Origin of the sequence: Stenotrophomonas sp. 59, assembly GCF_030291095.1 — a bacterium.
GTDB lineage: Bacteria > Pseudomonadota > Gammaproteobacteria > Xanthomonadales > Xanthomonadaceae > Stenotrophomonas > Stenotrophomonas maltophilia_Q.
The window spans coordinates 411,735-425,629 of the sequence record NZ_CP127408.1; the positions used below are offsets into that span (position 1 = coordinate 411,735).

The window sequence follows — 13,895 nt, forward strand, 5'->3', positions numbered from 1 at the left end:
CATGCTCGGCTCAGTCGAGCATGGCTCGACTCTACAGACGTGGTGCGCGAGCCGAGCGTGGGCTCGGCTCTACAAAAGCCTGGCGCTATCGCTTCAACTGCGGATCCGCCAGCTGTGCATCTTCCCAGCCACGGCGCGCCGCATTGCGTGCCTGCGCCCATTCCAGCCGGCTGCGGCCACGCTCGCTGGCCCAGCGCGACTCCAGTTCAGCTTCGACCTGTTCGTAGGCGCGGATCATGTCCTGCGCACGCGCGGCGTGGCCGATGCGGTAGGCCGGCTCGTAGTCCTCGAAGAACAACTGGTCGTCATAGTAGGGCTCGGCCGTGTAGCGTTCGCGCCAGTAGTTGCTGACCGCATCGCGCGGCGTGCTGTCGTCCGGTACGCGGCCGGGGATCTGGTACTCGGTCATGGAAGGCTCCGTTGTGGACGAAGCCTGATCGTGCCTGCGTGGCGGTTAACGGCCCGGTCCGGCAGCGTGATCGCCAGATCAATCCGCCGGGCATGGCCCGGCGCTACCGGTCACCCGGCGTCGGTATCCTTGCGCGGCAGCTTGTAGATCACCGCGCCGATGGCGAACGCCACCAGCGCCGCTGCAATGTTCTGCCAGCTGGCACTGGCGAACAGTGCAAGGCACAGCAGCAGCGCCAGCACCGGAATCAGCGGACCACCGGGTAGTTTCAGTGCACCGGGCCGGTCCGCGTAGCGCTTGGCCAGCACCAGCACCGCAGCCGCCGTACCGATGTAGGCGAACAGGCGCGTGGTCATCGACAGCAGCGCCAGCTGCACGAACGAGCCGGACAGCGCCAGCCCGAGTGCGATCAAACCCTGGCACATGATGGACGCGGCCGGGGTGTGGAAGCGCGGATGCACCTGCGCCAGGATCTTCGGGCCGTAGCCATCGCGGGCCAGCGCGAACAGGAAGCGCGGGCCCATCATCATCGTGTTGCTGTTGGTGCCGAGGATGGAGATGGTGGCGCCGACGGTCAGGATCAGCGCCAGCGCCTCGCCACCGAAGCCGGCGGCGGCATCGGCCAGCGGCGTGGCCGAGCTGGACAGGCCGGCCAGCGTGCCTTGGGCCACCACCTGCACCGCGCCGTAGATGACGGTGACGGTGATGATCATGGTGATCAGCGCGAACGGAATATCGCGGCGCGGATTGCGGTACTCGCCGGCCGCGGCCGGAATGTTCTCGAAACCGGCGTAGGCGTACAGCAGCAGCAATGCGGCTTCCCCCATGCGCTGCAGGTCATGCGGGTCCGGGCGCTGGCCGGAGAACGCCAGCTGCGGGTCGATGTAGAACGCACCGATGGCCACGAACAGCAGCAGCGGCAGCATCTTGCCGATCACCAGCACCACGCCGGTCCGCGCGGCCGAGCGCACGCCGATGATGTTGACGCCGGTCAGGAAGCCCAGCGACACCACGATGATCGCGATACGCCCCATGCCGGCACCGGCCCACGGCCAGAAGCGCGCGACCGCATCGGCCAGCGCATTGCTCAATGCGGCCGCCGAGCTGATGCGGGTCAGCCAGATCATCCAGCCGATCTCGAATCCGGCGAAGCGCCCGAACGCCTCACGGGCATACAGGTAGCTGCCACCGGGTTCATCGAAGTAGCTGGCGGCCTGCGCGTAGCACAGCACCAGCAGCGCGACGACGATGCCGGCGGCGACCACGCCCCACAGGCTGAACGGGCCGAGCAGGGCGACGGTGGCGGCCGGCAGCAGGTAGATGCCGCTGCCGATCACATCGTTGATCGACAGGCCGACGATCTGCCAGCGGCTGACCGCGCGCTGCAGCTGCGGTTCGTCCTGCGCGCTCAACGGGCATCTCCGCGCAGTGCGGGCAGCTGCCACTGAGCCTGCAGGCGTGTGTACTCGGCGCGCGGCAGCAGCACGAAGCGCGGCGCATCCTGCGGCCGCAACCAGTCCAGCAGGGCCTGCATGCGCGCTTGCGGCATGGCGGTGCAGCCGGCGGTGGCCTCACCCGGCTGGCGCCACAGGTGGGCGAAGATGCAGCTGCCCTTGCCGGGCTGGTTGTCCGGATTGTGGGCGATCACGAAGCCTTCCTGGTAGCGCACGTCGCCCTTGTTGTGCAGGTCCAGCCGCATGGGCTCGGTGGAGCCCTTGATCGCTGCACTGCCGACTTTCCTTTCATCGACGATGCGGTTGTAGAACGGCGAGCCAGGCACGTCCATGCAGTAGCTGCTTTCGAGCATCGGTTGGTAGGCCATGGCCGTGCCTGGGCGTGTGACGGCATAGCCGAACGCGCTGCCGAGCGCGAACACGCCCGCAGGGCTGCGGCCATCGCCTTCCTGCTTCTGCGGGCCGTCGGCCTGCGCCGGGTGCAGGCCCAGGCCCCACGCACTGCCGGTGCGGCCAAGCGCCACCGGGAACGCCTGTCCATGCGCATGCCAGCCCTTGCCATCGCGCACATAGGCCTGCAGCTGTCCCTGGGTGCTGTCCCAGCCATCGCTGGTGACCACGATCAGCTGGCGCGCGCCATCCAGCGGCGCGGCGTGGACGGACACCGCTGCAGCAAGCAGCAACGCAGCGGTAGCGAGACGGACCAGCGATTTCATCAACAGGTGCTCCGGTCAGGAATCCAGCAGGTGGTCGATCCGCTCCAGGTTCACCGCCAGCTGCTGCTGGCGGTCCGGATTGGCGTGGCAGAGCAGCACGAACAGGAAATCGAGCAGGGCATGCATGGCGCTACGGTACAGCAGCTGCGCGACCTGCGGCGTGCGATCGTGCGCACACACCACCAGTGCTGCGTCAGCATGCGCGCGCAACGGGTTGGCGGTGTGGCGGGTGATGGAAATCACCTTGCCACCCATGTCCTGGAACTGGCGCGACAGCTGCGAAAGCTGCGGCAGGTTGCCGAATTCGGAGAACACCAGCAGCGCATCGCCGGGGCGCGCGGCCGACAGGTTGGCCAGCATCAGGATCGGGTCGGTGTGCGGTACCACCAGCAGGCCGAGCAGCGACAGCCGCATGGCGAACTCGCGGGCGAACAGGCCATCATCACCCAGGCCATGGACGAACAGCTTGGGCGCGCCGTCGAGCAGCTGCACGATGCGCTCGATCTCTTCGCGCGGGTTGGCCTGGCGGGTTTCCTCTTCGGCCTGCGCCTTGCTGCGGCGCAGGGCGTCGCCCAGGCGCAGGTAGTCATCGCTGCTGTCGGGTTCGCTGGGCGCCTGCTGCGGATCGGCGCCAGCACGGGCGACATCCTGGCCGATGGAGTACTTCAGGTCCGGGTAGCCCTTGAAGCCGAGCTTCTGGCTGAACTTCACCACGCTGGACTGGCTGATGCCGAGCGCACTGGCCAGCTGCTGGGACGAGTAGTCACGCAGCAGGTGGGCGTTGTCGAGGATGAAGTCGGCGATGCGGCGCTCGATGGCCGACATCTGCCCGCGCTCGGAACGGATCTTCAGCAGGGGCGGCATGCGGGGTGTCCGAGGGGCGTGCGTTGGAGCATAGGGGAACGCGTTGCGGTTGGCAGCGTAGAGCAGGTCATGGAGTGAGTCTGGCGGGTGGGGTTTGCAGGGGACGCCGTGAATCCGTCCATGGAGGCTTGGCCGCGCTTGCTCGTTTGCGCTGTCCTGCGCAAACGGCAAGACCGGGGTTGGGCGTCCTGCCCAACCCGCCCGAGGCATGCCTCGGGCCCATGGCGCGGACACCCCTGCAAGCCCCACCCGCCCGACCCCGGACAGATCGCGCGCGTGCCAGCCGCGAAGGGGATACGGGGTAGAGCAAAAGCAAGAGCAAAAGCATCCACGCATGGCGTGGATCTACCCTGAGCTGCTGTTGAGTCCGCCTTCAAGCGAGCCGAGCACCGCAGGGCACCGACGTGCGCAGCACGTCGGCTCGCGGCCGGCGAAGCGTTTCTTTTGGTTACTTTTCTTTTCGCGAAAAGAAAAGTAACGCCCGACCAGGCGTCAGTCACCCATGGTCCCTGTAGAGTCGAGCCATGCTCGACTGATCGGTTCAACCCAGCATCTCCAGCCCGCGCACTTCGGTGATGCCCAGCCCCGGCACATCGCTGATGCTGATCTCCGATTCGTTGAAATGCACGCCGCCGCTGACCGGGTCGAACTGGCCTAGCGACGGACCGTCCAGGTCGACCTTGGTGATCACGTCGCTCTTGGCCACGGCCAGGTGCACGGCGGCGGCCACGCTGATGCTCGATTCGATCATGCAGCCGATCATGCACGGCACGCCGTAGATGCCGGCGATGTCGGCGATGCGGATCGCGTTGGACAGGCCGCCGGTCTTCATCAGCTTGATGTTGATGATGTCGGCCGCGCGCTGCTGGATCAGGTCCATCACCTGGCTGGGGCTGAACACGCTCTCGTCGGCCATCACCGGCGTGTTGACGCGGTCGGTGACGTACTTCAGGCCGCTGATGTCGGCCGCCTTCACCGGCTGCTCCAGCAGTTCCAGTACCACGCCGGCTTCTTCCAGTGTACGCATGGCATGCACTGCCTGCTTGGCGGTCCAGCCCTGGTTGGCGTCCAGGCGCAGCAGTGCGCGGCCTTCCACGGCGGCGTGGATGGCCTTGACCCGCTCGATGTCCAGGCCGATGTCCTTGCCGACCTTGATCTTCAGCGACTCGAAGCCGCGGTCGATCGCCGACAGTGAATCGGCCACCATCTTGTCGATGTAGTCCACGCTGATGGTGATGTCGGTGGTGATCACCGGGTCGCCGCCACCGAGCATCTGGTACAGCGGCGCACCGTGCAGCTGCGCCCACAGGTCGTACAGCGCGATCTCCACCGCGCCCTTGGCGCTGGTGTTGCGCTCCATCGCGGTCTGCACCAGCCCGCACAGGCGGTTGAGGTTGACCACGTCCTGGCCGATCAGGCGCGGCGCGATGAAGTGGCGGATCGCTTCGATGATCGAGCCGTGCGTGTCGCCGGTGATCACTGCGGTGGCGGGGGCTTCGCCGTAGCCGGTGTGGCCGGTGTCGGTGCGGATCAGTACGACCACGTCTTCCACGGTCTCCACCGTGCGCAGGGCGGTCTTGAACGGCGTCTTCAGCGGCACGCGCAGCATGCCCAGTTCGATGGCAGTGATCTTCATTCAGGAGTCTTGGCGCGCAGGCGCTGGATGTTGGTGATGCGGTCGATGTAGCGGACGGTATCGCTGGCCATCATCGGCTCCAGCGGCGTGACCGAAACACCATTGAGGTGGGCCTGTACGCGCTTGCCATCAGCACCGAACCAGCTGCCGCCCGCGGTATCGTGGATGACCCAGGTGCGGCCGTCGACGTGGCCGATGGCCATCATCACGTGCCCAGGGATATAGACCAGGTCGCCCACCTGCAGATCGGTGACCGCACGGTCGCGCGCGGCCTTGCCGACCTTGTCGGTGAAGGGCAGGCGGTCCAGCGCAGGGCTGATCGCCTGTGCGCTGGTGTTGCGCGGCAGCAGCACGCCGAAGCTGCGGTAGATCTCGGAAACGAAACCGCTGCAGTCGCGGGTGTCGTAGTCGTGGCCCCAACCGTAGCGCTCGCCCAGGAACTTGAAGGCCTGCTGCAGCAGCAGGCGCGGGGTGAGCGGCAGGTAGTCGGCGGAAGTGTCCTGCGAGCGAGGCAGCAGCGCCGGCACCAGTTTCAGGCGGCCATCGGTTTCGCGCACCGGCAGCTGCACGACCCACGAGGCATGCGCCTGCTGGCCGTTCACCGGTTCGGCGGCGGGCCAGTCGGCCAGCACCGGCAGGCGCACGCCCATGTCCAGCTGCAGGCGCGAGACGCGCGGTTCCTCCGGGCTGTAGGCGGTCTGTGCGGTGGCGCCGGTGACGATGCGGTACGGTCCCTTGGCGCCATAGCCGAGCACCATGGCCTTGTCACCACTGGCGACGGCGTCGGCTTCGATCCACGCACTGTAGCGTTCGCTGTGCACGAACAGCCAATGGCCATCGGCACTGCGATGGACCACGGCAACCTTGTCACCGGGGAACAGTGCCGATTCCTGGAAGCGGTCGATGTCGGTGTCACCGGCAGTGCTGAAGACGCGCTCGCGGGTGGGGAAGGTGCGCAGCGCGGCACGCCTCACCACCAGCCCGTAGGCCGGTGTCACCTGCGCGGGAATCGCATCGAGGCCGAGGTTGGCCTGGACGCCGCTGCGTAGCGCCGGGGCGATGGCCTGGCCCTTCTCGTTGAACAGCGCACGCTCGGGCCAGCGCGACAATGCGCTGATACTGGCGCGTACCTGCGTGGCATCGAGCTGTGCGGGCAGCGAAGCGATGTCCTGGATGTGGCTGTCCTGCGCCCGCATCCGCGCGTTCTGAGCGTCGATCTGCGCGCGGTCCAGGATCGGCGCATCGGCATTGTCCAGGCGTGCGGCCCAGTACTGCGGTGTCAGGTAGGCCTCGTGCAGGCCAACCACATAGGGCAGCGGCGCGCCGGGGTCAGGTGGCGGTGCAGCCTGTGCGAAGGCCGGTGCGGCCAGCAGGCACAGGGCCAGGGTCAACCGGCGCGGCCACTGCCGGTCCGGTGCGCGGGAAGCCAGGATCATGCGCTGCATACCCTCCTCGAATGCCAGTTGGAATATTTATTCCTTTCTCCGGCGAAAGCAAGAATAAATTATTGACCGGTCTCCCGACCCGTGTTACACAGCCATTACCACCCGCGCTGGGGAAGTGTCGCTGTGGATCCTGCCGTTCGCAAACCGCGTCTGCCTGCTGCTGCCGGCCTGTGTGCCGCGCTGCTGCTGTGGGCGTCGGCCGCGCAGGCGGCGGATGCGCGCAGCAGCCAGCAGCGGGCGCGCCAGACGCAGGTGATCGACCTGATCGACAGCGGTCGTTTCAGCGATGCCGAAGCGCTGCTGGCAACGGCAGGCAATACTGCCGAAGGCGCCTTTCAGCGCGAGCGCATGCGCCGTATCCGCCTGGATTTCAGCCTTGACCAGCAGGCCGCCAAGGCCGCCGTGCGCCGCTGGATCCCCGACCTGAGCGACGAGGAATTCGCGCGCTGGGACCAGCTCGGCCTGATCGAACACCTCGATATCGATGGCATGCGCTGGTACTTCAAGCGCGCACCGTCGAACCTGTTCCTGCTCAGTGACGAAGTGCGTGCACGCCGCCGGGCAGATGCACCAATGCCGGCGCCGGGCCCGAACGAAGTGCTCAATGCACACCACGCGCGCGTGGTTGCCGCAGCCGAACAGAGCGGCCAGGCCTGGGTGCTGCCACAGCGCATCGAATTCACCCAGACGCTGACGGTGAAGGCCGATGCCGTGCCGGCCGGCGAAACCGTGCGCGCATGGATTCCCTACCCGCGCGAGATCCCGGGGCAGCAGGAACAGGCGCAGTGGCTGGGCAGCGCCCCGGGCAAGGCGCGGGTGGCACCAGCCAGTGCCCTTCAGCGCACCGCCTACCTGGAAGCCAAAGCCGTAGCCGGCAAGCCGACCCGGTTCGAGATCCGTTACGCGGTGACGATCTTCGCGCGGCACACCGCGATCGATCCGGCGAAGGTGCAGGCCACGCCGAATGATCCCGCGTTGAAGCCTTACCTGGCCGAGCAGCTGCCGCACGTGCGCTTCACCCCCGCGCTGAAGCTGTTCTCCGACCAGGTGCTGCAGGGCGAGACGCGCCCGTATGAAGTGGTGCGCAGGCTGTTCGCCGCGGTCGATCGTATTCCGTGGGCCGGTGCGCGTGAGTATTCCACGCTCAGCAACATCAGCGATTACGCCTTGCGCGCTGGCCATGCCGACTGCGGGCAGCAGACCCTGCTGCTGATCGCGCTGCTGCGCATGAACGGCATTCCCGCGCGCTGGCAGTCGGGCATGGTGTTCTCCGGCGATGGCAGTGGTTACAACAATCTGCACGACTGGGGGCAGGTCTACCTGGCGCCGTACGGCTGGCTGCCAATGGACGTGACCACCGGCGCGCTGGCCAGCGATGTACCGGCATTGCGCGACTACTACCTGGGTGGCCTCGATGGCTACCGCATCGCCTTCAACGACGATTTCGGCCAGCCCTTGGTGCCGGCCAAGCAGCACTTCCGCTCGGAAACGGTCGACTCGCAGCGCGGCGAGGCCGAGTGGGCAGGCGGCAACCTGTACTTCGACCAATGGAGCTACGACTTCCAGTGGCGGGTACTGCCAGCCGGGCAACGCTAGCGCGACACATCGCATTCCACACCATTCAATTCTTGCAGGAGAGAGCAGGGGATGAAGGCTTACAGCATCAAGCGGGCGGCGTTGTGCGTCGCCCTCGGGGCGTGTCTGGGCGTAGTGCTGCCCGGCATCGCGATGGCACAGAACGTAAGCGGCGCGGTCGCCGGCCGTGCAACCGCGGGTGACCAGGTCACCGTGGTCAGCAGCAGCACCGGCCTGACCCGTACCGTCACCGTTGGCACCGATGGCAGCTACCGCCTCGGCCAGCTGCCGGTGGGTGACTACCAGCTGCAGCTCAGCCGCGATGGCCAGAAGCTGGGCGATCAGGTATCGGTAAGCGTTGCCGTCGGCGGTACCACCACGGTCAACCTGGCCAGCGGCGGTGGTGTCACCAACCTGGATGCACTGCAGGTGGTTGGCACACGCGTGATCAACCGCGTGGATGTCTACTCCACCGAAACCTCGTTCAACATCAACCGCCAGGAGATCTCGCGGTTGCCGGTGGCGCAGGACCTGTCTGCGGTCGCACTGATGGCGCCGGGCGTGGTCGGCGGCAACTCCTCATTCGGTGGCCTGTCGTTCGCCGGTTCATCGGTGGCCGAGAATGCGGTCTTCATCAACGGCCTGAATGTCACCGACATGTATACCCGTCGTGGCTTCAGCACCGCGCCGTTCGCGTTCTTCAATGAGTTCCAGGTCAAGACCGGTGGCTACTCGGTCGAGTTCGGCCGCTCCACCGGTGGCGTGATCAATGCCGTGACCCGTTCGGGCAGCAACGAATTCGAGGGCGGTGTTGAAGTCACCGCCGAGCCCAGTGCGTGGCGCGCCAGTGGCGGCGATCATTTCCACCGTGACGGTACTCCGCATTCCTACGGCAGCCGCGACAACAACTCCTTCCTGAAGACCAACGTCTGGGGCTCGGGGCCGATCATCAAGGACAAGCTGTTCCTGTTCGCGATGTACGAGGACCGCAGCGACAAGGGCCACAACACGTCGTCCGATGGCAGTACCTGGTTCAAGAACGATTCCGGCAACGGCTTCTGGGGCACCAAGCTGGACTGGAACATCAACGACAACCACAGCCTGGCGCTGCTGGCGTTCTCCGACGAGGGCGATGTCACCAATGCGTCGTACGGCTACAACTGGAATGCCGACCAGCTCGGTGCCTGGGGCGGCGACTCGGTCACCGAGACCGGCGGCCGCAACTGGTCGGCCACCTACACCGGCCACTTCGGCCAGAACTTCACCGCGCGCGCCATGGTCGGCCAGAACAAGCAGCGTGCCTTCACCAACTCGTCGCTGGACCAGGCCTGCAGCCCGGTGTTCACCGACAGCACCTACGGCCCGCGGCTGGGCAAGCTGCAGGGGCTGCGCGCCGGCTGCCACCCGACCGGCGCGGCGGTGGCCGAGCGCGATGACACCCGCGATGTCGCGCGCCTGGACTTCGAATGGCAGCTCGGCGACCACCTGCTGCGCTTCGGTGTCGACCGCGAACTGATGACCACCAAGCAGTCCACCCGTTATCCAGGGCCAACCGAGCTGAGCTACACCGCCTACGTGGCACGGCCCGGCGATGAAGTGTGGGATGGCGCCAACGCCTACGTACCGGCCGGCGTCACCGAGATGCTGCGTGCTCGCAACCGCCGCTCCGGCGGCACCTTCGAGACCGAGGCCAATGCCTTCTATCTGGAAGACATCTGGAACATCACCCCGAACCTGATGCTGAACCTCGGCGTGCGCTGGGACCGCTTCGAGAACCGCACCGCTGCCGGCAAGGCGTTCATCAAGATGGACGACCTGATCGCGCCACGCGTCGGCTTCTCGTGGGACATGCGCGGCGATGGCAGCACCAAGCTGTTCGGTAACGCCGGCCGCTACTACCTGCCGGTCACCAACAACATCAACGTGAACTTCGCCGGTGGCCTGACCGACGAATACAGCTATTACGTGCTGAACGGCTGGGAACAGAAAACCTCGCCGACCGGTTCGCCGTACATGGCACCGATCGTCGGCCAGCAGATCGGGCCGACCGACACCCGCATGAACACCGGCGGTGCCGACCTGCGCCAGAGCGTGGACCGTGACCTGAAGGCGGTCTACCAGGACGAGTACATCCTGGGCTTCCAGAACATGATCAACCAGGCCTGGTCGTGGGGCGTCAATGCCACCTACCGGCGCATGACCCGCGCGCTGGATGACATCCGCATCAACTACACCCCGTGCGGCCCGACCCCCAGCACGCTGTGGCCGATCGCCAACCCGGGCGAGAGCCTGACCATCTGGGGCGACAAGAGCATCGGTTGCGCCAACGAAGGCTGGATCACCATCGACACCGCCAACAGCGGCTATCGAAAGGGCGGCAGTGGCGAGGTGATCGGTTACTCCAAGCCCAAGCGTACCTACAAGGCGCTGGAGTTCCAGATCGACCGTGCCTGGGACGAGAAGTGGATGTTCAACGCGTCCTATCTGTGGTCCAAGAGCGAGGGCAACTTCGAAGGCCCGGTGAACTCCGATACCAACTACGGTGACACCGGCATGGTGCAGTTCTGGGACCACCCGGCCACCAACGAACGTTATGGCGTGCTGTTCAACGATTTCCGCCATCAGTTCAAGCTGCGTGCCGCGTATGCGCTGAACAAGCAGTGGTCGTTCGGCACCACGCTGCAGGTGCAGTCCGGTGGCCCGATCACTGCCTACGGCGTGATGTGGCCGAACGACTCCATCGCCGGTGGCAGTACCTCCAGTGAAGGCAGCGGTGGTGGCACCGGCTGGCTGTGCGTGGCCAACTGTTCGGGCCCGTACAACCAGCGCCAGTTCGAGTACAGCCCGCGCGGTGCGTTTGGTCGCCTGCCGTGGACCTGGACCATGGGCGCCAATGTGACCTGGCGCCTGCCGGTGGAGGGCATCGACCTCAGCGCCCGGTTGTCGGTGTACAACCTGTTCAATAACCAGAAGACCATCAACGTGCACCAGCGCTACGAGGCGCAGCCCGGCCAGTACCGCGAAGCGACGTTCGCTACCGGCACGCGCTGGCAGGCCCCGCGCTATACCCAGCTGGTGGTGACCTGGAACTTCTGAGGCCACGATCCGCGCCGTCCACCGTGACGGCGCAGGCAATGGAGGGACTGCCCGCATGCACCACCTGCTGATCCTCGCGGCGGCACTGGCCGCACCGTCCGCGTCGTCGGCCGACAGCGCCGCCATCGAGGCCGACATCGCGGCCGTGGTCCAGGCCGAGCATCTGCCCGGGCTGGCGCTGGCGGTGGTCGAAGATGGGCGGGTGGTCCATCGCCATGCAGGGGGCGCGCGTGGCGATGGCGGCCGCATCGACGAGGACACGCTGTTCAAGATCGCGTCCAACAGCAAGGCGATGACCGCTGCGCTGCTGGCGCGACTGGTGCAGCAGGGCAGGCTGCACTGGGATGATCCGGTGCAGCGGCATCTGCCGGGCTTCCGCATGCACGATGCGTGGGTGGGCGAGCAGATGCAGGTGCGCGACCTGTTGATCCACAACAGCGGCCTCGGCCTGGGCGCCGGTGACCTGATGCTGTGGCCGGAGCCGAACGCATTCACCCGTGGCGACATCATCGCCGGGCTGGCGCACCTGAAGCCGGTCAGCAGCTTCCGCAGCCGCTATGCGTACGACAACCTGATGTACGTGGTGGCCGGCGAAGTGGCGGCGGCGGCGGGTGGCAAGCCGTACGACCAGTTGATGCGCGAGCAGGTGTTCGAACCACTGGGCATGACGCGCTGCCAGGTGGGGGCGTGGTCGGTGAAGCGCGTGGGCAACGTGGCACAGCCGCATGCCTGGCGTGGTGAACGCAACGAGGTGGTGAACGCCGATGCTGCGATCAGCCCGGACCTGCCCTCGATGGCGGCGGGTGGCATCCGTTGTTCGCTGCGCGACATGACACGCTGGATGCAGGTGCTGCTCGATCCCGCCCTGGTACCTGACTGGCTGGACAGCACGCAACGCCGCACGCTGTGGACCCTGCACATGCCGATGCCACTGGGCGAGCGCCAGCGGCGCTGGGACAACGCGCATTTCTACGGCTATGGGTATGGCTGGCGGGTGTCGGACATGGACGGGCAGTGGAAGGTGGCGCATACCGGCACGCTGTCAGGCATGTATTCATCGCTGGCGCTGCTGCCCGACCGCAGGGTGGGCGTGGTGATGCTGATCAACGGCGAAGGCGAGGACGCACGCACGGCGCTGATGCAGGCGATGCTGAAGCGCTTCACCGCACCGGACGATGCGCGCCCGGCGATGGAGTACCTGGCCGAACTGAAGGCTGACCAGGCAGCGCAGGCAGCATCTGGCCACCAACGGCCAGCGACCGCAGCCGCACAGCCGGCACGCGGCGATGACCTGCCGCGTTGGCAGGGGCGCTACAGCGATCCCTGGCTGGGGGCCGCATCGCTGTGCCCGGGCAGGGACGGCCTGCGCTTCAGTGTGGACAGATCGCCGCGGCTGCAGGGGGCCGTGCTGCAACTGCAGGAGCGTTGGCTGCTGCGCTGGGATACGCTGGGCGACGACGCGCAGGCGTGGCTGCAGCCAGGCGAAGGCCCGGCACCGACACTGGACCTGCGTGCCATCGATCCGGACATCGACTTCAGCTATGACTTCCAGGACCTGCATTTCACTCGTACTGGCGACTGCCCTGGCAGCGACCGCCAACGCCGCTGAACCACCGCGTGTTTCACCCGCCACTGACGCGGCCGACGCCGGGCTGGTGGAGATCCGGTCGGTGGCGCCGCGTATCGACATGGATATCCGCTACGCCGGTGCCAACAACTTCACCGGCGGGCGTGTTCCGGGCTACGAGGCTCCTTCCTGTTACCTGCTGGCCCCGGTGGCGAAAGCGCTGGTGCGGGTGGAACAGGATCTGCGCGCGCAGGGTTTTGGCCTGCGCCTCTACGACTGCTACCGGCCAGTACGCTCGGTGCAGGCCTTCATGGCCTGGGTGAACGATCCGCGCGAACTCTCGCGCAAGGCGCTGCAGTACCCGGACCTGGACAAGCCGCGGCTACTGGCCGATGGCTACATCGCAGAGCGTTCTGGCCACAGCCGTGGCGCGACGGTGGATCTTGGGTTGCTGGATTGCCGCAGTGGCAGCTGCACGCCGTTGGACATGGGTACCGACTTCGACTTCTTCGGGCCACGTGCGCACACGCAGGCGAGCGGACTGAGCGAGGTGCAGCAGGCAAACCGCCAGCAGTTGGTACGGGCAATGGCGCGCCGCGGCTTCGTGAATTACCCCCAGGAGTGGTGGCACTACACCCTGCAACCCGAACCGGATCCGGGCACCGCGTACGACGTTCCAGTGCGGTAGGGGTATCGGCAGGGCTGCGCCCTGCACCCGCTACAAGCCAGAGCAACAGCATGCATTCCGTGGGATGGCGGGGTGGGTCGCTTCTGTTGGTAGGTGTCGACCTTGGTCGACACGGTAGATCCACACCATGCGTGGATGCTCTTCGTTCAATTCTCGAAATATTCGATTTCGATTGAGATTCATCCACGCATGGCGTGGATCTACCACCAACCGTCATCAGGAATCTGTCGGAGGTGGGGCGGTGTGGGTGGGCAGGACCGTTGGCGCCATGGATGGCGCCATCGAGCCCCCAAGGATGGGTTTACGGCGTGTCCTGCCCACCCACATCGTCCCGCCAAACCATCAACAGTCCAGAGTCGCTTTGGCTTTGGCCGTTGCCTGAAGCCTCTGCGGGTGCAGGGTGCAACCCTGCCGATACCCTTACACTGGCCGCATTCCCACCGCT

Annotated in this window: 10 protein-coding genes; 4 read left to right on the top strand and 6 right to left on the bottom strand. The window is 66.4% G+C overall.

What is annotated here, in order from left to right; genetic code table 11:
• Positions 1 to 85: 85 nt before the first annotated feature.
• From QP552_RS01820 to QP552_RS01845, 6 genes are all read right to left on the bottom strand, one after another.
• Complete coding sequence (locus QP552_RS01820; RefSeq protein WP_106549725.1) at positions 86 to 409, bottom strand: hypothetical protein; 324 nt, start codon at positions 407 to 409, stop codon at positions 86 to 88.
• Positions 410 to 519: 110 nt separating this feature from the next.
• On the bottom strand, positions 520 to 1,821 hold the full coding sequence (locus QP552_RS01825) for an amino acid permease (protein WP_286074795.1): 1,302 nt from the start codon (positions 1,819 to 1,821) through the stop codon (positions 520 to 522).
• Complete coding sequence (locus tag QP552_RS01830) at positions 1,818 to 2,579, bottom strand: L,D-transpeptidase family protein (protein ID WP_111204915.1); 762 nt, start codon at positions 2,577 to 2,579, stop codon at positions 1,818 to 1,820. Before QP552_RS01830 ends, QP552_RS01825 begins: the two co-directional genes overlap by 4 nt.
• Positions 2,580 to 2,594: 15 nt before the next feature.
• Positions 2,595 to 3,443: a MurR/RpiR family transcriptional regulator gene (locus QP552_RS01835; protein WP_286074796.1), complete on the bottom strand. Its 849-nt coding sequence runs from the start codon at positions 3,441 to 3,443 to the stop codon at positions 2,595 to 2,597.
• A 541-nt stretch (positions 3,444 to 3,984) separates the two neighbouring features.
• Positions 3,985 to 5,079 (bottom strand): dipeptide epimerase, encoded by a 1,095-nt coding sequence (locus QP552_RS01840; protein ID WP_286074798.1) that lies wholly within the window; start codon positions 5,077 to 5,079, stop codon positions 3,985 to 3,987.
• Complete coding sequence (locus QP552_RS01845) at positions 5,076 to 6,515, bottom strand: SH3 domain-containing protein (RefSeq protein ID WP_286074800.1); 1,440 nt, start codon at positions 6,513 to 6,515, stop codon at positions 5,076 to 5,078. Before QP552_RS01845 ends, QP552_RS01840 begins: the two co-directional genes overlap by 4 nt.
• 132 nt (positions 6,516 to 6,647) lie before the next feature.
• Here QP552_RS01845 and QP552_RS01850 point away from each other — a divergent pair, with 132 nt between their 5' ends.
• Genes QP552_RS01850 through QP552_RS01865 form a run of 4 tightly spaced genes read left to right on the top strand, consistent with a single transcriptional unit; the run spans position 6,648 to position 13,450 of the window.
• Positions 6,648 to 8,120: a transglutaminase domain-containing protein gene (locus QP552_RS01850; RefSeq protein WP_286074801.1), complete on the top strand. Its 1,473-nt coding sequence runs from the start codon at positions 6,648 to 6,650 to the stop codon at positions 8,118 to 8,120.
• Positions 8,121 to 8,171: 51 nt separating this feature from the next.
• Entirely contained in the window at positions 8,172 to 11,195 is a 3,024-nt protein-coding gene (locus QP552_RS01855) for a TonB-dependent receptor (protein WP_111110777.1), read from the top strand.
• A gap of 55 nt (positions 11,196 to 11,250) precedes the next feature.
• Positions 11,251 to 12,804 carry a serine hydrolase domain-containing protein gene (locus QP552_RS01860; RefSeq protein ID WP_286074802.1) on the top strand — a complete coding sequence of 518 codons (1,554 nt, stop codon included), beginning with the start codon at positions 11,251 to 11,253 and terminating at the stop codon, positions 12,802 to 12,804.
• Positions 12,737 to 13,450, top strand: coding sequence for a M15 family metallopeptidase (locus QP552_RS01865; RefSeq protein ID WP_286074803.1), 714 nt, complete (start codon positions 12,737 to 12,739; stop codon positions 13,448 to 13,450). The genes QP552_RS01860 and QP552_RS01865 overlap by 68 nt, the downstream gene beginning before the upstream one ends.
• The last annotated feature ends 445 nt before the right edge of the window (positions 13,451 to 13,895 follow it).